The 25595-nt window shown below is 41.0% G+C and carries 25 protein-coding genes and 1 pseudogene; 17 read left to right on the top strand and 9 right to left on the bottom strand.

Going from position 1 to position 25595, the window contains the following annotated elements; translation table 11 throughout:
• Positions 1 to 4: 4 nt before the first annotated feature.
• A complete protein-coding gene (locus NPUN_RS29390) occupies positions 5 to 2884 on the top strand; it encodes a pentapeptide repeat-containing protein (RefSeq protein ID WP_012412045.1) in 2880 nt (959 codons plus the stop codon).
• 82 nt (positions 2885 to 2966) lie between these two features.
• Positions 2967 to 3095, top strand: coding sequence for a hypothetical protein (locus tag NPUN_RS44290; protein ID WP_272913941.1), 129 nt, complete (start codon positions 2967 to 2969; stop codon positions 3093 to 3095).
• On the opposite strand, the gene NPUN_RS29385 is transcribed toward NPUN_RS44290, so the two are convergent.
• The 4 genes from NPUN_RS29385 to NPUN_RS29370 form a co-directional block, all read right to left on the bottom strand.
• Complete coding sequence (locus NPUN_RS29385; RefSeq protein ID WP_012412044.1) at positions 3092 to 3337, bottom strand: ribbon-helix-helix protein, CopG family; 246 nt, start codon at positions 3335 to 3337, stop codon at positions 3092 to 3094. The genes NPUN_RS44290 and NPUN_RS29385 overlap by 4 nt on opposite strands.
• A gap of 112 nt (positions 3338 to 3449) precedes the next feature.
• Positions 3450 to 3815 (bottom strand): hypothetical protein, encoded by a 366-nt coding sequence (locus NPUN_RS29380; RefSeq protein WP_148220374.1) that lies wholly within the window; start codon positions 3813 to 3815, stop codon positions 3450 to 3452.
• A 517-nt stretch (positions 3816 to 4332) separates the two neighbouring features.
• Positions 4333 to 4989 carry a (2Fe-2S) ferredoxin domain-containing protein gene (locus tag NPUN_RS29375; RefSeq protein WP_041565707.1) on the bottom strand — a complete coding sequence of 219 codons (657 nt, stop codon included), beginning with the start codon at positions 4987 to 4989 and terminating at the stop codon, positions 4333 to 4335.
• A gap of 58 nt (positions 4990 to 5047) precedes the next feature.
• Positions 5048 to 5311 (bottom strand): Asr1405/Asl0597 family protein, encoded by a 264-nt coding sequence (locus NPUN_RS29370; protein WP_012412041.1) that lies wholly within the window; start codon positions 5309 to 5311, stop codon positions 5048 to 5050.
• Positions 5312 to 5761: 450 nt separating this feature from the next.
• Between NPUN_RS29370 and dpsA the strand changes: the two genes are divergently transcribed.
• The 7 genes from dpsA (at position 5762) to nblB (ending at position 14367) form a co-directional block, all read left to right on the top strand.
• Positions 5762 to 6316 (top strand): DNA starvation/stress protection protein DpsA, encoded by a 555-nt coding sequence (gene dpsA / locus NPUN_RS29365; RefSeq protein ID WP_012412040.1) that lies wholly within the window; start codon positions 5762 to 5764, stop codon positions 6314 to 6316.
• A 548-nt stretch (positions 6317 to 6864) separates the two neighbouring features.
• Positions 6865 to 10128 carry a carbamoyl-phosphate synthase large subunit gene (gene carB, locus NPUN_RS29360; protein WP_012412039.1) on the top strand — a complete coding sequence of 1088 codons (3264 nt, stop codon included), beginning with the start codon at positions 6865 to 6867 and terminating at the stop codon, positions 10126 to 10128.
• A gap of 553 nt (positions 10129 to 10681) precedes the next feature.
• Entirely contained in the window at positions 10682 to 11638 is a 957-nt protein-coding gene (locus NPUN_RS29355) for an RNA polymerase sigma factor, RpoD/SigA family (RefSeq protein WP_041565706.1), read from the top strand.
• 261 nt (positions 11639 to 11899) lie between these two features.
• Positions 11900 to 12244: a DUF760 domain-containing protein gene (locus NPUN_RS29350; protein ID WP_012412037.1), complete on the top strand. Its 345-nt coding sequence runs from the start codon at positions 11900 to 11902 to the stop codon at positions 12242 to 12244.
• A gap of 248 nt (positions 12245 to 12492) precedes the next feature.
• A complete protein-coding gene (gene mutT / locus NPUN_RS29345) occupies positions 12493 to 12903 on the top strand; it encodes an 8-oxo-dGTP diphosphatase MutT (protein ID WP_012412036.1) in 411 nt (136 codons plus the stop codon).
• A gap of 257 nt (positions 12904 to 13160) precedes the next feature.
• Positions 13161 to 13625, top strand: coding sequence for a CBS domain-containing protein (locus tag NPUN_RS29340; protein WP_012412035.1), 465 nt, complete (start codon positions 13161 to 13163; stop codon positions 13623 to 13625).
• 76 nt (positions 13626 to 13701) lie between these two features.
• Positions 13702 to 14367, top strand: a complete 666-nt coding sequence (nblB, locus tag NPUN_RS29335) for a phycobilisome degradation protein NblB (RefSeq protein WP_012412034.1) — start codon at positions 13702 to 13704, stop codon at positions 14365 to 14367.
• Between the two features lie 103 nt (positions 14368 to 14470).
• Here nblB and NPUN_RS29330 read toward each other — a convergent pair whose 3' ends face one another.
• The 3 genes from NPUN_RS29330 to NPUN_RS42205 form a co-directional block, all read right to left on the bottom strand.
• Positions 14471 to 15214, bottom strand: a complete 744-nt coding sequence (locus tag NPUN_RS29330) for a PEP-CTERM sorting domain-containing protein (protein ID WP_012412033.1) — start codon at positions 15212 to 15214, stop codon at positions 14471 to 14473.
• Positions 15215 to 15853: 639 nt separating this feature from the next.
• Positions 15854 to 16372 (bottom strand): DUF456 domain-containing protein, encoded by a 519-nt coding sequence (locus NPUN_RS29325; protein ID WP_012412032.1) that lies wholly within the window; start codon positions 16370 to 16372, stop codon positions 15854 to 15856.
• A 102-nt stretch (positions 16373 to 16474) separates the two neighbouring features.
• Positions 16475 to 16624, bottom strand: a complete 150-nt coding sequence (locus NPUN_RS42205; protein WP_167315675.1) for a hypothetical protein — start codon at positions 16622 to 16624, stop codon at positions 16475 to 16477.
• A 5-nt stretch (positions 16625 to 16629) separates the two neighbouring features.
• On the opposite strand from NPUN_RS42205, the gene NPUN_RS29320 reads away from it, so the two are divergent.
• The gene (locus tag NPUN_RS29320; RefSeq protein WP_012412031.1) at positions 16630 to 17544 is read left to right on the top strand and encodes a M48 family metallopeptidase; all 915 of its coding nucleotides are present in this window, start codon (positions 16630 to 16632) and stop codon (positions 17542 to 17544) included.
• Between the two features lie 307 nt (positions 17545 to 17851).
• On the opposite strand, the gene NPUN_RS29315 is transcribed toward NPUN_RS29320, so the two are convergent.
• The gene (locus NPUN_RS29315; RefSeq protein WP_012412030.1) at positions 17852 to 18490 is read right to left on the bottom strand and encodes a cofactor assembly of complex C subunit B; all 639 of its coding nucleotides are present in this window, start codon (positions 18488 to 18490) and stop codon (positions 17852 to 17854) included.
• Positions 18491 to 18588: 98 nt separating this feature from the next.
• Complete coding sequence (gene rpaB, locus NPUN_RS29310; protein ID WP_012412029.1) at positions 18589 to 19317, bottom strand: response regulator transcription factor RpaB; 729 nt, start codon at positions 19315 to 19317, stop codon at positions 18589 to 18591.
• Between the two features lie 171 nt (positions 19318 to 19488).
• On the opposite strand from rpaB, the gene radA reads away from it, so the two are divergent.
• From radA to NPUN_RS29280, 7 genes and pseudogenes are all read left to right on the top strand, one after another.
• A complete protein-coding gene (gene radA / locus NPUN_RS29305; RefSeq protein ID WP_012412028.1) occupies positions 19489 to 21012 on the top strand; it encodes a DNA repair protein RadA in 1524 nt (507 codons plus the stop codon).
• A gap of 115 nt (positions 21013 to 21127) precedes the next feature.
• Positions 21128 to 21877: a Uma2 family endonuclease gene (locus tag NPUN_RS29300; protein ID WP_012412027.1), complete on the top strand. Its 750-nt coding sequence runs from the start codon at positions 21128 to 21130 to the stop codon at positions 21875 to 21877.
• Complete coding sequence (locus NPUN_RS29295) at positions 21861 to 22187, top strand: WD40 repeat domain-containing protein (RefSeq protein WP_041565705.1); 327 nt, start codon at positions 21861 to 21863, stop codon at positions 22185 to 22187. Before NPUN_RS29300 ends, NPUN_RS29295 begins: the two co-directional genes overlap by 17 nt.
• Positions 22188 to 22242: 55 nt before the next feature.
• Entirely contained in the window at positions 22243 to 22452 is a 210-nt protein-coding gene (locus NPUN_RS29290; protein WP_012412025.1) for a hypothetical protein, read from the top strand.
• Positions 22453 to 22495: 43 nt separating this feature from the next.
• Positions 22496 to 22696, top strand: a pseudogene (locus NPUN_RS45020) (hypothetical protein).
• 8 nt (positions 22697 to 22704) lie between these two features.
• Entirely contained in the window at positions 22705 to 23538 is an 834-nt protein-coding gene (locus tag NPUN_RS29285; protein ID WP_012412024.1) for a Uma2 family endonuclease, read from the top strand.
• 583 nt (positions 23539 to 24121) lie between these two features.
• Positions 24122 to 25372, top strand: coding sequence for a serine/threonine-protein kinase (locus NPUN_RS29280; protein WP_012412023.1), 1251 nt, complete (start codon positions 24122 to 24124; stop codon positions 25370 to 25372).
• The last annotated feature ends 223 nt before the right edge of the window (positions 25373 to 25595 follow it).

Raw genomic sequence — 25595 nt, 5'->3', positions numbered from 1 at the left:
TATTATGAGCAACACCCCTGGAATTCCAGTTAGCAAGCCAGTTGCTATATGGAATAAGGATATCAAGGTAAATTTCAGGGATTTGTTTAAATCTCTAGGCAAAGCTGCGGTAGATGCTGGCTTTGGTAAATGGGACAGTTTAGCTGGAGATGCGGTAGACACTTTAGGCGCACTTGGACTAGGAGCAGATACTGGACAAGTAGCATGGTTGCTGATTTACCGCTCTCTAATGCAGGCAATGCGTAGCTTGGTAGAGGGAAATAAAGACTTACTGGTTAAGAAGGAAGGAAATAAAGACTTATTAAGCAAGGAAATTGATTTTAAAGTATTATGCAATCGTTTAGACAAGTCATTGCAAAACAGTCAGTTAGTTATAGATCAAAACTTTTTTGAGCGTCCCAAAGACTTACCCCTTTTTGAAGTAATTAAAACTCCTTTTAGAGAATGGTTAGAAGACTGTGGTTTTAACCAACCTCAAGCAGAGACAATTAGTAATCGGCTTCCTAGCTATTTTGTAGATGCTCTCAATGAACTTTGGGGAAATCATCCTCAAGACTATGCCTCTTTAAAAGAGAAGCTAGATACCCCCTTTACTAAAGCAAGTGAACGGGAACAAAGATGGCGGCGTTATTTAGCATGGCTACAAAAACAAGTTGAAGAACCAATGTTTTTGGAAGCCTTTGGTCTCAAACAAGTTTATGTTCCCTTGCGTGCCTATTATCACCGTAAACTTGAGGTTGAAAAAAATGAAGAATTTGAACGTAGATCCAGGGAAGATAATAAATATGAGCAGATTGTTGTTGACCTAGAAACTGAACTGGAACTTTGGTTAGAAAAGGGTGAGCGCAATGATGCCATCCGAGTAATTAGTGGTGGGCCAGGAAGTGGGAAATCTTCTTTTGCCAAAATCTTTGCCGCTAACCAGGCAGAAAAAGGACAAATTTCTGTGTTATTTATACCTTTGCATCATTTTGATCCCTCGGATGACTTAGTTGATGCAGTGGGTAAATTTGTGCGAGATGATGGTTTTCTTCGCCATAATCCTTTACAGCAAGACGAGGGTGAATCACGTTTACTCATTATCTTTGATGCCTTAGATGAACTTGCTATGCAGGGCAAAATTGCAGAAAAAACTGCACAAGACTTTGTTCGTGAAGTACAAAAAAAAGTAGATCGCTTTAATGGGCGTGAAAATCGATTACAAGTATTAATCAGTGGTCGGGAACTGGTAGTGCAAGCAAATAGCACTGACTTTCGTCTACATCAGCAAATATTACATATACTGCCTTATTTTGTAACTGAAGATGAAAGGAAAAATTATATTGATACTCATAAATTTTTAGAGCAAGATCAACGGCAAGTTTGGTGGCAATCTTATGGTAAAGCTAGTGGTTACGAGTATACTGGCTTACCATCAGAACTAGACCAAGGCAAACTTACAGAAATTACTGCCCAACCTTTGCTGAATTATTTGGTTGCCTTAAGCTTTGTACGAGGTACAGTACGCTTTTCTGAAGATAGCAACCTAAATGCTATTTATGAAGACCTACTTAAAGCAGTTTATGAGCGTGGTTGGACTGGTTATCAGCATCCGGCAATTCAGGGAATCGAAGAAAAAGATTTTGTCCGAATTCTGGAAGAGATTGCTCTTGCTACTTGGCATGGTTATGGAAGGACAACAACAGTTAAACAAATAGAAAATCATTGTGAAAATATTGGTTTAAAACGTCTTTTAAACATATTTCAAGAAGGTGCGAAATTAGGTTTAACTCGTTTGTTAGCTGCTTTTTATTTCCGGCAAAGTGGGGTTAGAGCAGAAGATAAAACCTTTGAATTTACTCATAAGAGTTTTGGTGAATATCTCACAGCTAGACGCATTGTGCGAGGAATTAAACGTATTCATGACGAACTAGAACAACGAGAGAATGATCTAGATCGGGGCTGGGATGATCGACAAGCTTTAGCGCATTGGGCAATTTTGTGTTGTCCATCCTCAATGGATGAATATTTGTTCAACTTCATCCTAGATGAACTTCGTTTACAGAATTTATCAGATGTAAGTAACTGGCAGCAGACCCTATGTCGCTTGATTAGTTTCATGTTAAGTCATGGAATGCCAATGGAACTTTTGAATCGCAGACAGGAATTTTGGCTAGAAAATTGGCAAGCACATAATGCAGAAAAGGCTTTGTTAGCTGTATTAAATGCCTGTGCCCGATTAACAAGAAAAAAATCAGATATTAAATGCCCTTATATTGATTCCTTTGGTATATGGATCTCACGTCTTCGTGGACAAAGATTAGATAAAGATGTTTTATCTTTGAAATATCTTAGTTTTTTATGTTTACAAGGTTCAATTCTCCATATCCAAGATTTTTGTGGTGCAAATTTTGAGGAAGCAAATCTTGAAGATGTAGAGATGATATTGACAAATCTTGTTGAATCAAATCTCAGATATGCAAATCTTAGAGGTGTAAATATGGCAAGGGCCAATCTTCAAGGTGCTAACCTCTCAAATGCCAATCTTGAAAATGCTAACCTCTCAAATGCCAATCTTGAAAATGCCAACCTTTCAAATGCCAATCTTGAAAATGCTAACCTTGAAAATGCAACTTTAACTTTAGTGAATCTTAAACAGAGCAATCTTAGAAAAGCAAATCTTAAGAGAGCCAGTTTTTTTCCGATAAATATTGAAAGTGCGGATCTCAGAGAAGCGAATCTTCAAGGGGCATATCTTGCTCAAGAGAATTTTGTAGACGCAAATTTTGAAAAGGCAAATTTTGAAGGGGCGAATCTTCAAGGAACACTTCTTGAGGGTAAAGACTTAACAAAGTTCAATCAAGATTTAGATCAGACTCCAATAAGTAACCCACATCAGCTTTGATTAGACAACTAGCCTTGTACTAGCATTGAAAATTTATTTGTAGCTGTGTTACTTTCCTAACGTACTTTTCTAGATACTTTCGATGGGTTACGCTGCTTCTAACGCACCCCACCAAACCAGCGCTAAACCCAATTGCCTACAAATATTAAGCGATCGCAACTACTACTTTGCCTTGCTTATGACAAACCGTAGGCGATCGCTTCGTTGTTAAGCTGTGGGTAATTGATCGCAAGATTCCGGTTCAATATCTGGTACTTTCGCTAAAACTGCGTCGTATTTTTCTCGACTGCCGAGCTTTGCTAACTCCCTTAGATAAATTTCAGTTGTGAGTGCAGCGATTTTTTCCGCAACTGCTGTCGCCACAAACTGATCGATAGAAATGCCGTCTTGTTTGGCAAGTTCCTGCAAACTTTTGTACAAAGAGTCAGGAAGCTGGACGCTAAGGTTGCTCATGACAATGCTCCAATAGATTGCAAATGCTGTTTTGCGATTCTAATACCAATTTAAAAATGATTACGAGGAATTTTATATTTTAAATGATCAGCCGGGTCAAAATGGGATTTATCTAAATCCACTCAAATCCCTGTGTGGCTAAAAATTCTTTAGCTGGTTCCAAAATATCTTTACTTAAAATCAGCTTGACTTTTGGAGAACTAAGATACAAACGAAAACGCTCAATAAATAGTTGGTTAGCAGGTTCAATCTTCCTAATGGCACTCCAGGGAATCAACAACGGCGGAAGTCCCAAGCCAAATAAGGGGAAAATACTCAGATAAATCCCTTGAGGAGTTATCCCAACATTTAAAGTTCCTTTGTAGTGAACCAAACCCACAGAACCGCTTTGCATTCGGGAAAAGTTTTGTGGCGGCGCTTCTTTCGTGCGGTAGAGTTTAGCCAGGCGATTCCAGTCATGACGGAATAGAAAAATCATGACTATCGTGGAAAAGGTCAAAAAAACAATGTATATCCACTGAGGGGTATGTGGCATTTGTGTTTAAATGATTGATGATTGACGCTTCAAGTGTAAGCGGTGTCTAACGACAAGTCTCTTTGCGCCTAAGCATTCATCAATCAACCACATTCCCTTGAATTTTTCCAAATTATATTATCATCCCAGTTAAAAATTGCTTAGTAAAAATCCTACTCATTCAAAAAACTGGCCTTAATTAAAGCCAGTTTTTTGATTTTATTGCAAACTTCTATCGGACTTTACGGCCGAGTATTAACGGAACACACTTGAGAAGATATTATTAAACTTTCTCATTGAAATGTCAAGATTTCACTAAATAGGTGGGTGGGAAAATCTACAAGTACGTAATTGCGAGTGAAACCTACTCCTGCAAAGAAGCAAGCTATGCGGCGCATCTCTTATGAGAGGCAATCACAAAGATTTCAGCTATGTTACATTTTATTGCATAGTTAGGTTTATTCATGCTTACCTACCTACATCAGCAAAGCTTGCCATTAGTTATCGCCACTTCCCTTAAATTCTCAGGCTGTGCTTCTAAACTCTTGTCACCAAAATGCTTATCCATCAACCTGGGGACTTGTGCAGCCTGAATTCGGCTATGGCGTGTTTTATCTGGCATAACTAAGTTTGGACCAGCTTTACAATTTTTCATACAACCAGTGCCCTTGATTGTAACTTGGTCTTCTAAACCGCGATCGCTTAAAGCTGCCTCTAACGCCTGACAAACTGCTTTACCACCGCGTTTCATACAATCAGACTTTTGACACACCAAAATTGTGGCTTTAGCCTTAGCTGGCTTTACCTTGACATTATGAATAGATGGGGGTTCTTGTACTGGAGTAGTCGTCTGAACTCTCCCCATCTCAGAACGCGCCGCCATTACCCGTTCAGCTTTCAGAGTGATAGTGCCATCCTTCAAATCATGCTTTTTGTAACCAACAACTTGCAGCCAAGTCCCTGGTGGTAAGCGCAAGTCAAAAGCAGCCCGTAATTGTTTAGCTAATTTAATATAAAACTCACCTTCATGAGTCCCTAGCATTAAGCCTTTAAGCTTATAGCCATCTTTAATAACAAAATTTATAAATCTACCCTCAAGACAAAATTCTGATACTTCCATAGTGTGAGATGCACCCATTTTTTTGATCTCCTTTTAACTAAGTACAAGCTATCAAGCAAAATATTCTCAGCAGTAGCTAAAAATTAGAACTGTTGTTAGCGATTTTCCAACAGCACTCAAGAGTCAAAATTTGGTCTTGACGGGAGGCTGTTAATCGCTGTATCACACTCCAAAGTTGAACAGCTGTCATCGGAGAGCCAATTTCAACTTTTAATGGCTGGTTAGCTGTACAAGTACAGGGAATGTCTAACTCCTTTAGACGTTGATAGACTTGCCAGCGATCTGCCCAATTCACCTCTACAAGGTGGTTGCTTTCTATTTCTGAACTAAACGATTTCAAGAGAATTGCCCTCAAAGTGCAACAAACTTGCAGTAATTACCGCGATTTAACTCTCTGTTTATTGAAAGTTTAGGAGTATAACCTCTTAAAACCAGCATACCTTAAGTGCAAAGAATTCTCATTAATTTTGGAAAAAAAGTCAAACTTTTACAGCCATCCCATATTGAGAGGGGGCAGAGGGGCAGAGAGCAGAGAGGAAAAAGTTAATTTAATTCTTTATTCTCCCTCTTGCAGACAAAAATGCACATTTAAGCCGTGATGTCAATATTAATGAGAATTTTATGCACCTTGATAGGTGTACCATCATCGAGCAAACAATAAACTTGAGGTTTTTAGTAAGTAAAAATACAAAATATTTTGATGGCGGATTGCCTTGCACTTATTATTAAAATGTTAATATGTTGAGAATAAGCAGTTAAAAACTATAACTGTTAAAAAGAGAGGAACGCAATGTCTGAAACGCAAACTTTGTTACGAAATTTTGGTAATGTATATGACAATCCCGTGTTGCTGGATCGCAGCGTAACTGCTCCAGTTACAGAAGGATTTAACGTTGTATTAGCTAGTTTCCAGGCACTGTATTTGCAGTACCAAAAGCATCATTTTGTAGTTGAAGGCTCAGAATTTTACTCTCTGCATGAGTTTTTTAACGAAAGCTACAACCAAGTACAAGACCACATCCATGAAATTGGAGAACGCTTGGATGGACTAGGTGGTGTTCCAGTAGCGACCTTTAGCAAATTAGCAGAATTAACCTGTTTTGAGCAAGAGTCTGAAGGTGTATATTCCTCTCGCCAAATGGTGGAAAATGACTTAGCGGCAGAACAAGCTATTATTGGCGTAATTCGCCGCCAAGCTGCTCAGGCAGAGAGTTTAGGCGATCGGGGTACACGCTATCTGTACGAAAAGATTTTGTTGAAAACCGAGGAACGTGCTTATCATTTATCTCACTTCCTCGCTAAAGATAGCTTAACTTTAGGGTTTGTCCAAGCGGCTCAAAGCTAGAACTCTCATAATCTAGATTTGTTTACCTAGACTGAAAGAAAAAGTTGGCAGCACGAACTCTTAAAATATTATAAAGAATGGCAGAGAATGATACCTTTATTCCTCTGCCATTTTTAATTTAAGTAAACATATCATCATAAGATTTAATGTTGAAAATATTTGGCAATTAGATAGTTAATAAATATTTTTATCTAATAAATTTATTTGGGCTGAATAAGTGGACAGATATATGCCATAGTAAATTACTATTTATCGCAAAGTTTTATCAAACTAAATTACAGAAATTTGCAAAAGCTTTAAAAAATTACTCGTCACAATTAAATAGTATTTAGAAATACAAAATAATCATAGGGCATTAAGTATTTGGGTTAGGGGGGAGGTGACAGGGAAGACAAAATAATCTGTACCCTCTAACCTGTACCCTATTCCCTAGTTCCCAATCCTTTCATGTCATCAAACCTAGAAAACTTAATAATAAAAAGCACGACAGGGTGTAAAGACCCTTAAAATAATCAGGATTTGTATTCTCATACTCCAAGGCAACGACTATGCCCCGCCGTGACGACCTCCGGAAGATTCTACTGTTAGGCTCTGGCCCAATTGTGATTGGACAAGCCTGTGAGTTTGACTACTCTGGCACTCAAGCCTGCAAAGCGCTGCGAGAAGAAGGCTATGAAGTAGTTTTGGTCAACTCAAACCCTGCAACAATTATGACCGACCCGGAAACGGCCGATCGCACTTACATTGAGCCGTTAACTCCAGAATTGGTCGAAAAAGTCATTGAAAAAGAACGCCCCGATGCTTTATTACCAACGATGGGAGGACAAACCGCCCTCAACCTCGCCGTTGCTTTAGCCAAAAATGGCGTGTTGGAAAAGTATGGCGTTGAGTTAATCGGCGCTAAACTGCCAGCCATCGAAAAAGCCGAAGATCGAAAACTGTTCGGTGAAGCAATGGCAAGAATTGGGGTAGCTGTGTGTCCTAGCGATACAGCCGAAACTTTGGAAGAAGCCAAAGCTGTTGCCCGTCAAATTGGTAGTTATCCCCTAATTATTCGTCCCGCTTTCACTATGGGTGGAAGTGGCGGCGGTATTGCCTACAACCAAGAAGAATTTGAAGAAATGGCACAGGTAGGTATAGATGCCAGTCCCGTTTCGCAAATTCTCATTGACCAGTCTTTGCTGGGCTGGAAAGAATATGAACTCGAAGTGATGCGTGATTTGGCAGATAACGTGGTGATTATCTGTTCCATCGAAAACCTTGACCCTATGGGCATTCACACCGGGGACTCTATTACCGTTGCTCCCGCGCAAACCCTTACTGATAAAGAATATCAAAGGCTGCGGGATATGGCAATTAAAATCATCCGCGAGATAGGTGTGGAAACTGGCGGTTCTAATATTCAATTTGCCGTTAATCCGCTTAATGGGGATGTGGTGGTAATTGAGATGAACCCCCGCGTTTCCCGCAGTTCAGCTTTGTCTTCCAAAGCTACGGGTTTTCCCATCGCTAAAATGGCAGCAAAATTGGCTGTGGGCTACACCTTGGATGAAATCAAAAATGACATCACCAAGAAAACTCCCGCGTCCTTTGAACCGACAATTGACTATGTGGTGACAAAAATCCCCCGTTTCGCCTTTGAAAAATTCCCCGGTTCTGACCCAGTACTGACAACCCAAATGAAGTCTGTCGGGGAAGCAATGGCAATTGGGCGGACTTTCAACGAATCCTTCCAAAAGGCGCTGCGATCGCTCGAAACAGGACGCGCTGGTTGGGGTTGTGATAAAGCCGAGAAATTACCCAGTGGCGAACAAATTCGCGCCCAACTGCGGACACCTAACCCCGATCGCATTTTTGCCGTGCGTCATGCTTTGCAGCAAGGTATGACTATTGAAGAAATCTATGAACTGACTGGTATTGACCGATGGTTCTTAGATAAATTACAGCAACTCCTAGATGTCGAAAAATTCCTGAAGCGGACACCCTTGCAGCAACTGACAAAAGAGCAAATTTATGAAGTGAAGCGGGACGGATATAGCGATCGCCAGATTGCTTATGCCACCAAAACCACTGAAGATGAAGTTCGCGCCTACCGCAAGTCACTAGGAATTATCCCTGTTTACAAAACCGTAGATACCTGCGCGGCTGAGTTTGAAGCGTTTACCCCCTACTACTATTCTACTTACGAAGAAGAAACAGAGGTAATGCCCGCAACCAAGCCAAAAGTTTTGATTTTGGGTGGTGGCCCTAACCGGATTGGGCAGGGAATTGAGTTTGATTATTGTTGTTGTCACGCCGCCTACGCCTTGAAGGATGCGGGGTATGAGACAATTATGGTCAATTCTAACCCAGAGACAGTTTCGACAGACTACGATACCAGCGATCGCCTTTACTTTGAGCCTTTAACAAAAGAAGATGTTCTTAACATCATCGAAACTGAAAATCCAGTCGGGATAATAATCCAGTTTGGCGGACAAACCCCGCTAAAGTTGGCTATTCCTTTACAAGAGTTTCTTAACAATGACACTTCAGGATTGAACACTAAAATTTGGGGTACATCCCCAGATTCCATCGATATGGCAGAAAACCGGGAACGGTTTGAAAAGATTCTCCAAGAGTTGAATATTGCCCAACCGCCTAACGGTATTGCGCGGAGTTACGAAGATGCGCTGATTGTCGCCAAACGCATCGGCTATCCGGTGGTGGTGCGTCCCAGCTATGTGTTGGGGGGACGAGCAATGGAAATCGTTTATTCTGATGCTGAGTTGGAACGCTACATGAGCTTTGCAGTACTCATAGAACCAGAACATCCGATTTTGATTGATAAGTTTTTGGAAAACGCCATCGAAGTCGATGTAGATGCGATCGCCGATCACACTGGACGGGTAGTAATTGGTGGTATCATGGAACACATCGAGCAGGCTGGGATTCACTCAGGTGATTCCGCTTGTTCTTTACCTTCCATTTCCCTATCACCAGCAGTTCTCAATCAAATTCGCACTTGGACGGTGCAGCTAGCACAAGCGCTCTCAGTCGTTGGGTTGATGAATATCCAATTTGCTGTTGTCGGTGCAAGCAGCTATTCTCCCCAAGTTTATATTCTGGAAGCTAACCCCCGCGCCTCACGTACAGTGCCATTTGTATCTAAAGCAACAGGCGTACAGTTAGCGAAACTAGCATCCTTAATTATGTCGGGTAAAACCTTAGAGGAGCTAGGTTTCACCGAGGAAGTCATTCCCACACATATTGCTGTAAAAGAAGCAGTATTACCCTTTAATAAATTCCCAGGAACTGATACAATATTGGGCCCAGAAATGAGATCCACTGGTGAGGTGATGGGAATTGACAGCGACTTTGGCCGGGCCTTTGCCAAAGCCGAATTGGGCGCTGGGGAGCGTTTACCACTGACTGGAACTGTATTTGTATCAATGAGCGATCGCGATAAAGCTGCCGCTGGTGCTGTGGTGAAGGAGTTTATCGATTTGGGCTTTACAGTGATGGCTACCCTTGGTACACGGCGAGTTCTTCTTGAACAGGGGTTAAATATTGAATTAGTGTTAAAACTCCATGAAGGCCGTCCCCACGTTTTGGATGCAATCAAAAATCAAAAAATCCAACTTATTATCAACACACCTTCCGGGGAAGAAGCCCATACTGATGCTAGGTTAATCCGTCGCACAGCCTTAGCTTACAAAATTCCCATCATTACTACCATCGCTGGCGCAAAAGCTACCGTCGCCGCCATCCGTTCTTTACAAAATACAACTTTGGACGTAAAAACCATTCAAGAGTACTGCCCGATTGCGAGATAGTACGGAGTAAGGGACTAGGGGAGTAGGGGAGCAAAGTAGGTAATAAATAATTCCCTATACCCTATACCCCATGCCCAATTCCCAATTTCCAAGAAAATTAAGTAATTGTTATAAGAGAATGACTACAGTTCTCATCAGAGATATCTTAGCAAATATGAGGAAGCTTATGTTCACTAAATAATTTCTGAAATTGACTTATAGTCAGCCTTTAGAGAGAGGGCGATATTGTCTGAACTGGAACAACCAGGAAATTTCATGTCGCTATATAGCCAAAACTTCTCATAAATGTTACAATTATTAATAAGGTTCCAATAAAAAAATGTTTAAGAAGCTAGCTTTTATCTAACTGTAGATACTTGTGAAAAGTAGGAAATAACTGTAACTTTTAGCAGTTAAGAAGCCTAAATTTGTTTATTATGAGCAGCCGAATTTATCGGGCGCGTAAGTTGCAAACCATACATGGGTTCCCAGTCTGACTGGGTAGCACCCTAAACAAAGCATCTATCCTTTAATGACCCTACCGCCAAACCCATCATTACCAAAGAGTAGCGCCATGAAGACCGCTCAGACAGCCACAGACCTCGTGCGGACTTACCTGCGTGAGATTGGCCGTGTGCCACTCTTAACACACGAGGAAGAGATTTTTTATGGTAAACAGGTGCAACGTTCTTGTACATTGCACGAATCAAGAGAATCTCTTGCCACCCAGTTAGGTCGTCAACCGACCTTAGAAGAGTGGGCCAAAGCGACAAAGTTAGAACCAGTAGAATTGAACGAAGCGATCGCTGATGGTGAAATTGCCAAGCGTAAAATGGTTGAAGCCAATTTGCGGCTGGTAGTCTCCGTTGCTAAAAAGTACATCAAGCGCAACGTTGATTTACTGGACTTGATCCAAGAAGGTAGTATTGGTATGCAACGTGGCGTAGAAAAATTTGACCCTACCAAAGGTTACAGATTTTCTACTTATGCCTATTGGTGGATTCGGCAAGCTATCACTCGTGCTATAGCCGAAAAAGCTCGCACTATTCGGCTGCCTATCCATATTACTGAAAAATTAAATAAGATTAAAAAGGCACAGCGCCAATTGTCTCAAAAGTTGGGACGCGCTCCTACAGCTGGTGAGCTAGCTCAAGAATTAGAATTGACCCCCAAACAAGTACGAGAGTATCTAGAAAAGGCGCGTTTGCCCCTTTCCTTGGATTTGCGGTTGGGTGATAACTACGACACCGAACTAGGAGAAATGCTCGAAGATCCAGGAGCATCTCCAGAAGAGTTTGTCATGCAATCTTCTCTTTCTTATGACTTAGATCGTCTCATGGGCGATCTCACGCCGCAACAGAGAGAAGTAATTACACTGCGCTTTGGTTTAACTGATGGGCAAGCGCTGACTCTGGCTAAAATCGGTGAAATACTGAACATCAGCCGAGAAAGAGTCCGGCAAATTGAGCGGGAAGCTTTAACCAAACTTCGCAAGTCTAAAGCCAACATGGGTGAATATTTGGCAAGTTAAAAGCAGAGACGCGATTAATCGCGTCTGTACAAGAATTAGGAGTGAGGAGTTTTTAATGAACTTCTCACTCCTTAACTTTATTTGTTAGGGTGACGAAAATACGCTCACTTTAGTACGGTTACACCTACTTCCATCAGAAAGCGAGGCTGTTACATTAGTTGACAGGAAGACAAAACAGCTAGCTAAGTCAAATCCAAAACAGGCATTTAGTATTAAAATCACAAGCACCGTAGCCAGTAGTGGTAGTTAAGGAGCTAAGAAATGAGTAACCCATCCAATCGTGTCTCAGAATTTTTCAATAGCGAATCAGAAACCAACGATTTACTATGGCAGTATGTTAAATCCTTGAGTCCAGAGACAGTTACCCAGCTATCTAAACCTACATCTGCCGAAGTTTTTCAGGTGATGGAACGGAATATTACAGGACTATTGGGTAATCTACCTTCAGAACATTTTGGCATCACCGTCAGCACTAGTCGGGAAAGTCTAGGTCGGCTTTTGGCTTCTGCTATGATTAGTGGTTATTTCTTGCGTAACGCTGAACAGAGAATGAATTTTGAACTCGCCTTACAAGGGACTGAAACCAACAACACCGAAGTTGACTAGAAATATAAAAGTTAGCAAATTCTATATTGTTGTTGGGCTGATTGCTAGCCACAGTCACGGCTATAGGAATTAAAATAAGCCTCTGCGAAATCCTTGCCCCCAATTCCCAATAATTATCAGCTAGATTTTTTAAAATATCCAAAACAGTGACGTATTAAGGTTGAAATTTAAAAAATCAAAACTCGGCAGAGTTAAAACTAGTCTGCCGAGTTTTGTTGTTAATCATCTCCCCCTCTTGTAAATCAATTATGAGTGAAACCAGTTCTTTCCCACCCCACAAAATCATTGGTGTTGCAGTAATTTGGAATGACCAAAAGCAAATTTTAATCGATCGCCGTCGTCCAGAAGGAGCAATGGGCGGTTTGTGGGAATTCCCTGGTGGTAAAATCGAGCCTGGTGAAACTATTCAAGAGTGTATTCAACGGGAAATTTCCGAAGAACTAGGAATAGTAATTGAAGTGGGAGAGCATCTGATTACTATTGACCACACCTATACAAATTTGCGCGTTAGCCTCACAGTGCATCACTGCTGCCATGTTACAGGTGTTCCTCAACCTTTAGAATCGGATGAAATTCGTTGGGTAACTTTGGAAGAACTGGATCAGTTTACTTTTCCGAAAGCAAATACTCAAATTATTGCTGCTTTAAAAGGGAATTGAGAATGGGGAATGGGGAATGGGGAAGAGTTTTTTAATACTTAATGCCCAATGCTTCTCTAAAAGAGGCTGCACCCTAAGCGTAGCTATGCCGCAGGCTTTACGGCTTCTCCATAAGACACTAGGTGAACACTCAGTACAATTCCCAATTCCCAATGCCCAATGCCCAATACCGTAACAATCTATTAATTGCATCAGGTTGAGTCCCGCAATTTTCTACAATAGGCGCAGAGACTTTGATAAAAGGTATCAACAAATAAATGCCTAAAACTGTTGCCGATGTGATGAGCCGCGATCCTATTGTCGTTCGTGCGGAAACTCCACTGAAGGAAGCTATCCAAATTCTCGCAGAACGCCACATCAGTGGACTACCTGTTGTGGATGATGTCGGGAAATTGGTGGGCATTATCTCAGAAACCGATTTGATGTGGCAAGAAACTGGTGTTACTCCACCTGCGTACATTATGTTTCTTGATAGCGTTATCTATTTAAAAAATCCTGCTACTTATGAACGTGACTTACATAAAGCATTAGGGCAAACCGTTGGGGAGGTGATGAGTAAAAACCCGATCGCAATTTCCCCTGATAAAACTTTAAAAGAAGCCGCTACAATCATGCACGATCGCAGCGTTCACCGCTTACCAGTACTTGATGGTACAGATCAAGTAATTGGTATCCTCACTCGTGGTGATATTATTCGGGCAATGGCAGCAAGTCAAGAATAATCAGTTAACAGTTAACAGCCTGATAACTGTTAACTGTTAAGTATTTTTTACACTTTTGAAAATCAAGGATAACTAAATGAGTATTACTTCGGAGTCTGTTAAGCAATTGCTAAGTTCTGAAGATTTAGGCGATCGCTTACGTGCAGTAAATCAAATCCGCCAACTGGAACCTACGGTTGGCTTTGAATTGATTCAAACTGCCATTAGCGATCGCAATTCCCGTGTCCGTTACTCAGCAGTGAGTCAAATGGATACACTAGGAACACAAGATTTACAATTATCTTTGGATATCTTGCGCGATCGCTTGCTTCATGACTCTGAAGTAGATGTACAAGCAGCAGCAGCAGACTGTATAGGCGCACTCCAACTACATGACGCTTTTGAAGACTTAAAGGAGGTTTACTACAAGACTGATGAATGGTTAATACAATTTAGTATCATCGCTACATTAGGAGCATTGGGCGATCCACGAGCCTTTGAATTGCTCAAAGAGGCACTCTCATCAGAAACCGAATTAGTGCAAACTGCTGCTATTAGTTCTTTCGGTGAATTGGGAAATCTAGAAGCAGTTCCCCTCTTAGCTCCTTATGCTACCAATCCAGACTGGCAAATGCGTTACAGAGTTGTACAAGCGCTGACTCTTCTAGGTGGTGCAGAAGCCAAATCTATATTAGAAACACTGGCTAATGATGAAGTCGAAGCGATCGCAACTGAAGCCAAAAATTCTTTGCAATCAGTCTGAAAGTAGAAAAAATTCGATCTGGTTGGTAAAATTTTCATTCCAGCCAGATCGAATAGATAATAAATGAGAGTGACTTTCAGTTCCTAAAAATCACTTGTTCATACTAAACAACACTTTTGCGGCGGCGAGACATCACCATTACAGCACCTACTGTACCCAAGCCTAGTAATGCAGCAGGTTCAGGAACGGAAGTGGTGAAGGTAGAACCAGAAAAAGTCAAATTAGCCAATGAACCGCCAGTAGTATTGAGAATTGCATTTGCCTGAGCAACAGTAGTATCATTTCTTTGGAAAGATAAGCTTCCTGCTCCTTTAGTTATCTCACCAGTAGCGCTGGTAAAGTATCCAAACAGATCAACTGCTATAGTAATATTTGCACCAGTCTGGGTTATTTTATAGCCAGAAGATGTCAAGGTAAAAATATTACTACCATCAGCTAGAGAAGCTGTACTTTCCCCATTCAGAACTATACCAGGAAGGGTAAGATTACCAAGGTCTAGAAATGGGTTTTGCACAGTATTACCTGTGAAAGAAATGATATCACGTATACTTGCGGAATTGAAACCTAAGAAACTTCCTGTCTGAGCAGCAATAGCAACTGGGGTACTCTTTACTCCATTAGCATCTGCGATAACGCTATCTGGAGTAAAGGTTAGTGAATCTTTTTTCAATGTTACTAAACTGCTAGCAAATGGATTCTGAGTTAGACCACCGTTAAAACTGAACTCACCTTTCAGTGCAGCAGCTTGAGCAGAACCAGCAGAGGTAAATAACCCAGCAACAGCTAAAGGAAGTGCAGCAGTAGCAACCAGAGTAGCGTTTAGTAATTTAGATTTTAAACTAATCATGCTTGTTTGAGAATCCTAATAATAAATTTGATGGAAACAATTGATTGTTTTACTGGTACTATCAGTAATTTATTTAAAATACTGTCAGTGAAAGCGACACTTGTGTGACGCATTTCTTATTTCCATAAAATCACATAGATTCTGAGTATGCAAGATTTACTTAGTGGTCTTCATTACATCTTCAATTGCTGAGTAGTCTTCATAAAATTTTTATTTCTGGTATATCTATCCTTTGTATCTTTATCATTTAATCGGGTTGAAGCCGAGCTATTTAACTTACGTATACTGAACAGATTTTGTGCTTTTTATTGTTGTATATTACTCAACTATTTTTGAGGTAAATAGAGTAAGCAATATTTTTTATTCAGCCATTGGAGATTTCCCAAATTTTTTTAAGGGTGTCAATTTACCTTTTATCCAGACTATAAGAGGGATAAAGAATGTTTATCCGAGAAATGTTGAAACAAAGGAGATTTATCCAACGCGCAATACACTAAATAGCGGTTCCTCCTAATCCATAGATGAAATGGGAGAAACCGCTCTTTTGGTGTAAGCTAGAAAATTTTAGTCAGCTAGTTGAATGTCTGTAATAATTAGCCTGACTAGTAGCTATTACTGCTATTCTCAAATGTTGAAATGCTAAGAACCAAATACCTGTGGCCAAGTTGTTACAACGAAAACTACAACTGCTGCGATCGCTAACAACCCTTGAATTAAATTTCCCACCAAAGAGCCGACTACGATTCCTATACCTGCTTTAACCGCCAATCCAAATTCACGTCGGTAAATGTACTCACCAATAATTGCTCCCAAAAGCGGGCCTAGTAAAATTCCTAACAGTGGCCCCCCAAAAGGCAATGTTGGCAATAATCCCAAAAATCCCACCACCAAACCGACAATTGCGCCGATTTGCCCCCATTTGCTAGCTCCAGCTTGTCTTGCTCCCACATAGCTAGCTAAAAAATCCACTCCGACACTGAGCAGTAAAACAATAATTGTCACAATTAAAGGAATTTTGATAGCCGCGAAGGAACTACTAACAATTCCCCAAACGATAATTGCAATTAAAATTAAGCTGCTACCGGGTATGGCTGGAACTACAGCACCGATGATACCCACAACCATTACGGCAATTAATAGCCAATAAATAATTTGCATAGATAAATTTCTAAATTTCCGAGCGGCCCTACTTTATATTGTATCTGGGCAAAATGCTGATAAATGCTGAGATTTCACCGACAGCAAATATGATTTTCTAGTTCAATCTGCTAAAATCTCTCTGCGATCGCTCAAGGCTTGTCTTAATAATTGTGGGTTGTAGGAATATACCCCTAGCCACAGGCGCACTGAAAGCACTAGCCGTTCGTACTGACTAACTGAACTTCCCAAATACTCAAAAATAAAGCTCAAAACTTATGACGAGAAAAATATTAACTGGACTGAGTTCAGAAGCCTACGAACATCCTTTTGATCGCAAAGCCTTGGCTTCTTTGCAAAATATGCCTGGTGTTTCCTTACTACTCAAGAAAGTTAACGAATACGGCATCGATCGCTTACTCAGACTGCAAAGCCTAGGTAGTGAAATCAGAATTTCGCCCCGTAATTTTCCCCAATTACATCAAGCATTTGTAGAAACTTGTGAAATTCTTGATGTTGCTCCCCTTCCTGAACTGTATCTGTTTCAAGGCACAGGACACATTGAAACCTATATTGTTGGGGTGGAAAAACCCCTTGTTGGTATCAATTTAGATGGAATGGAGTGGCTTGGCCCGGATGAGTTACTTTACGTTTTCGGACACGAAATTGCTCGCATCAAGAGTCAGCACATGGTTTATCACCAAATGGCAATTGTGATGCCAACTTTGAAAAATTTGTTAAGCAGTACAACGCTGGGTGTGGGTGGTTTGATAGCTGGTGGTATGGAATTGGGTTTGTATAATTGGCGGATGATGGCTAGGTTCACTGCCGATCGAGCAGCTTTGCTTGCTTGTCAAGATATTGATGTAGCAACTACTACACTGATTAAACTCGCAGGTTTGCCAGATGAGTACTTGACTACTGCTGTAATGGAAGATTTTCTTGTCCAAGCCCGTGAGTTTGCATCTAATAACTTTGATAGTGTCGATAAAGTCACTAAAATATTAAGCTATACAGAGTCTGGGCTTTCTTGGGTAGTTATGCGGGCTGGCGAATTATTAAGATGGGTTGATTCTGGAGCTTATGATAATTTAATTCAACAGACAAATTTAAATACACCAGAAGAACTAGAAGCAAAAGAAGAAAAGACACCAGAAGAAAAGGAAGGGTGGAATTTTTTGACTTCTTGGTGAACGAATTTTAGATTTTAGATTTTAGATTGCCTGATAGCGTAGCGTTAGCCCATGTACCCCTACGGGGAAGTAAGCTACGTGCAGCGTCTCGTAGAGAGCCTCTTTTAGATGAAATTTTTTTATCGAAAATGCACTTGTGGCGCTCAATAGCTTGGGTTAATATCTACATGCTTAAAGCACTTATCATTTAAGCTGACGCGAGGACGTGGAGACACGGGGAGATTTTAATGATAAGTGATTAACCAAATTTGATATCAATCTAAAATCTAAAATCCAAAATTAGCTGACTTTTAAACTAGGGAATAATCTAAGTACTAAGAGTAACGGCTAATTTATCAGCAATTCCGGCAATCCAATTTTCATCTTGTTTGGTATAACTGCGAGGAGCATTCGCTCCCAAAATTAACGCACCTTGGTTGCCAATAGGTTGACAAATTACACCTTGAGTATTCTCTGGTAAATAATCAAATTCAAGCCTACCTGGATATATTTTTAGAGCAACTAGATAAATCGGCTTTTGTTTTTCGAGTACCTGTTTTAAGATTACTCCTGGTACAACTTCAGATTTAGTACCCAAAATACCACGACGTAACAAAACCTTACCTTGGTAATAAACCACAAGCGATCGCGTTACTGTATTAGTCAACAATAAATGAGATGCCCAGGCTAGCTCTGTTTTCACGGTTTCGGGTAAATCTGCTGCCAGTACAAAACCTTCTTCTCCAATTAGTTCTACAATATCAGGCGATCGCGGCTGAACTTGCTGCCAAATTAAACCCGTCAAAATTAACACCGCACTCAAAATCACGCCCACCACATCACCACGCGATTGAGACTGGGTTAATTCCGGTGTCAATAAACGGTTAATCAATAAAAGTACAGCGCCTAGCCCACCCACAACAATGGGTAGACGCCGCAAAACTCGATTAGGATCAGGTTTATTCATTGGAATTGAGAATTGAGAATTGGGAATTGGGCATTGGACAATAATTAATAGTTCTTCTCCCCCTGCTCCCCTTCCCCCTGCTCCCCTGCCTCATCTCCTCACTCCTCTCCTGGTTCAATAATCCGCTGGAAAAGATAACCAGTACCCCGTGCAGTGAGAATCAATTCTGGGTTGCTAGGATCGTCTTCTAATTTTGCCCGCAAACGTGATATATGCACATCTACTACGCGGGTATCTACATGACGTTCTGGTGTATAACCCCAAACTTCCTGCAAAATTTCCGAACGAGAAAAAGCTTCTCCAGAGCGACTGACTAACAACTCTAACAAGCTGAACTCCATACCTGTCAATCGAATGCGCTCATCGCCTTTGTAGACTTGTCGCTTATTCGTATCGATTTTAATATTAGCGACATGGATTACCCCAGAACTGGGAATGCCAGAAGCACCGTTTTTATCTACCCGCCGTAGCACGGAGCGAATCCGGGCTTCTAACTCCTTGGGGGAAAATGGTTTAACTACATAGTCATCAGCACCCAATTCTAATCCGGTGATGCGATCGGCGACATCACCCAAGGCTGTTAGCATAATAATAGGGACATCTGATTCTTTTCGTAATTCTTGACATACACCATAGCCATCTAGCTTTGGCATCATTACATCTAAAACTACCAGGTCAGGCTCAGTTTTGCGAAAAGTTTCCAAAGCTTCTTCCCCGTCGCCAGCCGTCACTACATCGTAGCCAATCATGGAAAGGCGTGTTTCCAAAATCCGGCGAATGCTGGCTTCGTCGTCTACCACCAAGATTTTTTCTTTATGGCTTTCCAAGTTTCTCTAGGCTCCTTGACTAAAAATTTACATGATTAATTTTTAATACCATAATATTAAGATATCATTCCATGAATTGATTTGGAAAAAGCTCTAAATACTACTATTATTGGTTTTTAGTTTTTTTCAAGAATTAAGTAAATATTAAGATTATTTAATAAGATTTTAAGAATGGCAAAGCCAAAAACCTTTTTTACTTGTAATGAATGTGGAGCAGAATCGCCCCAGTGGTTTGGTAAGTGTCCAGCTTGCGGTACTTACAACTCTCTAGAAGAACAAATTTCTATTCAATCCTCAGTAGATGTACCCAGCCGAGGGGGAGTGAGTAGTTGGCAATCAGCTCAAGGTAATGGCAAATCCCACAATAAACCAGCTAAAGCGCGAGCCTCTTTAACATTCGATCAAATTACCGATCGCCAAATCGCTCGCTGGGAGTCTGGTTATGGAGAATTAGATCGAGTGCTTGGAGGTGGGGTTGTCCCTGGCTCTATGGTGCTGATTGGTGGCGATCCGGGTATTGGTAAATCGACTTTATTGTTGCAAGTATCAAATCAACTAGCACAGAAATATCGCATCCTTTACGTAACTGGTGAAGAATCAGGGCAGCAGGTAAAATTACGAGCTTCTCGTTTAGGAGTATCAAAACCCCTAAGTGTGGTTAATGAGGAGAAGGTAACAGTAGTAGATCCTACATTACCCATAGACCCTGACAGTATAGGTGCAGATTTATATGTACTGCCAGAAACAGATTTAGAAGAAATTTTACGGGAAATAGATTCTCTCAAACCAAACGTGGCGGTGATTGACAGTATCCAAACGGTGTTTTTTCCAGCGCTGACTTCTGCACCCGGTTCAGTAGCTCAGGTCCGGGAGTGTACAGCAGCACTGATGAAGGTGGCGAAACATGAAGATGTCACCATGCTGATTGTGGGACATGTCACCAAAGAAGGAGCGATCGCTGGGCCAAAAGTTTTAGAACATTTAGTAGATACAGTGTTGTACTTTGAAGGCGATCGCTTTGCCTCCCATCGATTATTACGCACAGTCAAAAACCGCTTCGGCGCAACTCACGAAATCGGCATTTTTGAAATGGTGACAGATGGATTGCGAGAAGTCTCCAATCCCTCAGAGTTATTTTTAGGTAATCGTGACGATCCAGCGCCAGGTACTGCCATTGTCGTGGCTTGCGAAGGTACTCGCCCCATTGTTGTTGAATTGCAAGCCCTTGTCAGTCCCACCAGCTACCCTTCCCCCCGGCGTGCTGGAACTGGTGTAGACTACAACCGTCTAGTGCAGATTCTCGCCGTCTTAGAAAAACGGGTGGGAATTCCCATGTCGAAGTTAGATTCCTACGTTGCTTCTGCCGGTGGGTTGAATGTGGAAGAACCGGCGGTAGATTTAGGAATTGCGATCGCAATTGTTGCCAGTTTCCGCGATCGCATCGTCGATCCAGGTACAGTATTAATCGGTGAAGTTGGGCTAGGTGGACAAGTGCGATCGGTTTCCCAAATGGAACTGCGGTTAAAAGAAGCTGCTAAGTTGGGATTTAAAAGAGCGATCGTGCCAAAAGGAACAAAATTCCCCGACTTAAATATTGAAATATTACCCGTCTCTAAAGTAATAGATGCGATTATCGCTGCCATCCCGCATCAAGAATTGACAGCCGACGATTTAGAACCCGATGAAGATGAGTAGCTACTGCGTACTGGGAAATTGTTTCAAAATTTGGGAAGGGTCAAAGTAAATTCCATATTTTTACAAGTGAAAATCCAGTACCCAATCCCTTTTACAGACCAAAGGAAAAGCCATCATGACAACCCTCACCCAAGACTACCAAATCACTTGGGAAAAACTACCCGATGATTACAAACTCCCAGATGATCCAGTGGACAACATCAACCAACCAGCCTTAGCTGCTGCACTCACGGAAAGCCTACAATTAGCCGGAAAAATTTCAGTTAACACCCTAACAACAACTAATTATGGCATTTGTGCCACTCTAAACAACAAAATAGTCATTAAAGCGCCTGATTGGGCTTTCATTGCCAAAATTAATGTTAGTAGAGAAGAAGTAACACGCAGTTACACACCTGAATTACAGGGAGATATTCCCGTAATTGTAATGGAATTTATTTCCGATACACAGGAAACAGAATATTCTATCAAAGCGACATATCCCCCAGGAAAATGGTTTTTCTACGAGCGCATCTTAAAAGTGCCAAACTACATCATCTTTGAGCCAGATAGCGGCAGTATCGAAATGTATCGCTTACACAACACAGAACAGTACATTTTGCAAGAGCCTGATGAAAATCAACGCTACTGGATAGCAGAAATGAATCTTTACCTTGGGGTGTGGCAAGGTACTCGTGAAAACCGCACAGGAAAGTGGTTACGGTGGTGGGATGAACAAGGAAACCTTTTGCCTTGGGGTGGAGAATTAGCTGAACAGGAACGTCAACGTGCCGAACAAGAACGCCAACGCGCCGAACAGGAACGCCAACGTGCTGAACGACTAGCAGCACAATTGCGGGCGGCGGGGATTGAGCCAGAAGTGTGATGGGCAAATATTGGCTAGTAGTAGTTTAGACGACACTATCAAAGTGTGGTCAGTGACAACAGGCAGAGAAATTCGCACCCTTAGTGGTCATTCCAACGAGGTTAAATATGTCGCCATCAGTAGTGATGGGCAAATATTGGCTAGTCATACTTGGGACAAGACTATCAAACTGTGGGAAGTCGCAACAGGAAGAGAAATTTGCACCCTCAGTCTTTTCGACCCAGCTCATTCCGTCGCCTTTAGCCCCGATGGAAGTTGGCTGGCTGCTGGTGATGTCAGCGGAAATATCAAAATTTGGCGACGCAGCTAGTTGTGGAATAACAGCGTCAAAATAGTAAGTAAAACTGACAAACATTAAAAACAACATGAAAGCATACGAATTTCCAGCGAATGTCACTACCGAAGGCAAAATAGAATTACCAGATGCGATTTTGCAACAGTTAGTAAATAAACAGCAAGTAAAAGTAATTATTCTTGTTACTGAACCCACAGAAGAAGCAGCTTTGCATCGTCTTGCAGCCGAACAATTATTAAAAGGCTACAGCGAAGACGATGCTATCTACAACACAATTTAATCTTAGGACTTGCAAACAATCAGATGTCATAAAAATGCTATAAATAACCAAAAATTACGTCATAGATGAAAATCAGCAACTTATCGCTGTACAAATTTCCATCGCTGACTTTGAAAAAATTGAAGAAATATTGTAAAACTACGGCTTGATACAGCTAATGGAAGAATCGGAAGATAATGAACGCCTCTCTAAAGACGAAGGATGGAAATATTACCAATCATTAAAACAAAAGAATATTAAATAATCAAAAATATGACTACCTATTTTAACTATATTCCTCAATCTGATCCGCCGCTTCCTCCTTGGGAAACGCTACCAACGATGTATGATTTACCAAGTGACAACCCAGAGGAACCAGGCTTGCCAGACGATTTTCACTTTTTACAACCTTTACTTTTATACTTAACTTTTCAGCCCATTAACTGGAATCCCGAACTAGTTTACAGTGCTGCTGACCTTAATCTCTACTATGATTTGCAGCATCCTTTGTGGTATAAACGCCCAGATTGGTTTGGTGTAGTAGGAGTAGGAAAATTATACAAAGGGCAAGACTTCAGGTTAAGTTATGTAACTTGGCAAGAGCCAGCAAATCCCTTCGTGGTTGTTGAGTTATTATCTCCAGGTACGGAAGACGAAGATTTAGGCAGAAGAATAGAAAGTGCAGCAGATAAACCTCCTAGCAAATGGGAAGTTTATGAACGAATTTTGCGGATTCCCTACTATATTGTTTTTAGTCGCTACACAAATAAACTCCAGGCATTTCAGTTAGTCGGCGGTCACTATGAACCGATGAATTTAACCGAAGGGCGCTTACTAATGCCAGAAATAGATTTAAGTTTAGGCTTATGGCAGGGTTCATTTCGAGACATTGAAAGGTTGTGGTTGAGGTGGTTCACCTTGGCAGGAGAATTAATTCCCGCACCCACAGAGGAAGCCTCTGCTGCAACTCAACGAGCTATCATTGCAGAACAACAAGCTATAGAAGCTAAACAAGAAGCTGCTCAAAGTAAACGAAAAGTGGAACAATTAGCAGAACGTTTGCGTCAACTAGGCCTGAATGCTGATGAACTAGATGAATTATTGTAGCTTCAAGAGTCTTTTTTGATACGGGGGATAATTTTCTGCTTTTGAGGAATCACCTATACTGGAAACTTTGATAGTCGATGCCGAAGTAGCTATCAAATAACAATACTGGCTCCCATAAAGATTAATTTTTGAGAGTGATCGCATATTCAGCACTTGAAATACATATAATATTTTCTTTGGAGAAGTCTATAGCAACTTTAGTTTTTTCTCAAAAACCATGATGTCACGCTATATCCTTACTGTTCCAAAACTCAGTCCTAATTGAGTTGCTAGGGATGAGATGTGGTTCAGCTACAACTCCAAAAGGTGATAATCTGAACATCCGCAGATATTACCGCAGACACTGGTTATATCCCATCTGCTAAAATACGTAAGTATAAGTAGTATAATTAAGTCACAATGTCAAAATTGTCTATTTGATTACACAAGACCATTAAAAGATTGTAGAAAAGTGTATTTCCTTGTGTTGATAGTGGTGCTAACCTCAATTTGAAGGATGTTATCAGCCCTTATCTGCTAGAGTTTCTGACTTTCAGTAAACTAGATAATTTATCAACAATAAAATCGCGAGGAGTGCGATGAGATGTCACAGTCCCATACCACAAGACCAGAAATAGCTGCTGGAACTCTAATTGATAACCGCTATATTATCCAAAAACTTCTGGGACAGGGAGGATTGGGGCGAACTTACTTGGCATTTGACACTCGGCGGTTTAATGAAGCTTGTGTACTCAAGGAGTTTGCACCCATTGGCACAGGGGAAAGTGGACTGGAACAATATCGCAACTTATTTAAAAGAGAGGCAAAAATCCTTCATCAATTACAACACCCTCAAATTCCCAAGTTTTTAGCTTGCTTTGAAGGAGATGGTCGGTTATTCCTAGTACAAGAGTATGTTGACGGCAAAACATATTCTAGGCTGCTGGGAGAACTTCAACGTCAAGGAAGAAACTTTTCTGAAGACGAGGTTATCCAGTGGCTAAAGAATCTACTACCTGTTTTGGAATATGTTCACCAGCACAACATCATCCATCGAGATATTTCTCCTGACAACATCATGTTACCTGATGGCAAGCATCTGCCAGTACTGATTGATTTCGGTGTAGGGAAGCAAATTGCTGACATGAACGAGGGGAGAAATTCTAATCACCAAGTAACATTTGTTGGCAAAATGTCCCTTGTAGGCAAAGTGGGATATGCACCCCGCGAACAGATTAGCCTAGGTTTATGCTCCGCTTCTAGCGACCTATACGCCTTGGGGGTAACAGCTATTGTACTACTCACAGGTAGAGATCCATCTTTACTAATGGATCAGTACTCACTGGAATGGAACTGGCGTTATTATACTTACGTTAGTGATGAGTTCGCTCAAGTACTTGATTGCATGTTGGCAGATAGACCCAACAAGCGATACCAGACAGCCAGGGAAGTTATCAAAGATTTAGAGCGGATTGGAGAACCAGAAGTAGCAATGTCTCCTCCAGCCATACTTGATGATTTGCCTGCTACGGTATTTAATCCTGAATTTCAGGCTATGTCAGCAATATCGCAGTCATACAACCAACCTGGAGAAACAATTTTTAGTCCACCTAGTTTACCTGCTAATGCACAAACTGGGCGAATTGAACAACAACAACCTTCACTTCAACCAGGATTTATTAAACATTGCCAACAAGAATTAGCCTACCACATCGGGCCAATGGCAAATCTGATTATAGAAGAAATATTAGATGAGAATCCTTACATTTCACCTGACCAATTTGTTGAACTTATAGCCAACCAAATTCCTAACTTTCAAGCAGCTTTTGAATTCAAAAAAAGCTTATTTTCATAGATATCTAGACTACTCTAGCAATCCGATTTGATTTCTGTTGGCGCAGCGTGGCGTAGCCATAATTATTTTGGTAGAAAGGCAATAGGCAATAGGCAAAAAGCCTCTTTGAGCTATACTAAATTTTTTCAAAAATCAAATATGAGTCCTATATCAATTTAGAAATAAGTTAGAATTCCTCAACTATTTCTATAAGAATCAATTATGTCAGCGTAGCGCGTACTCT

Origin of the sequence: Nostoc punctiforme PCC 73102, from assembly GCF_000020025.1 — a bacterium.
Taxonomy (GTDB): domain Bacteria; phylum Cyanobacteriota; class Cyanobacteriia; order Cyanobacteriales; family Nostocaceae; genus Nostoc; species Nostoc punctiforme.
This window is presented reverse-complemented; position numbering and strand designations above follow the sequence as displayed.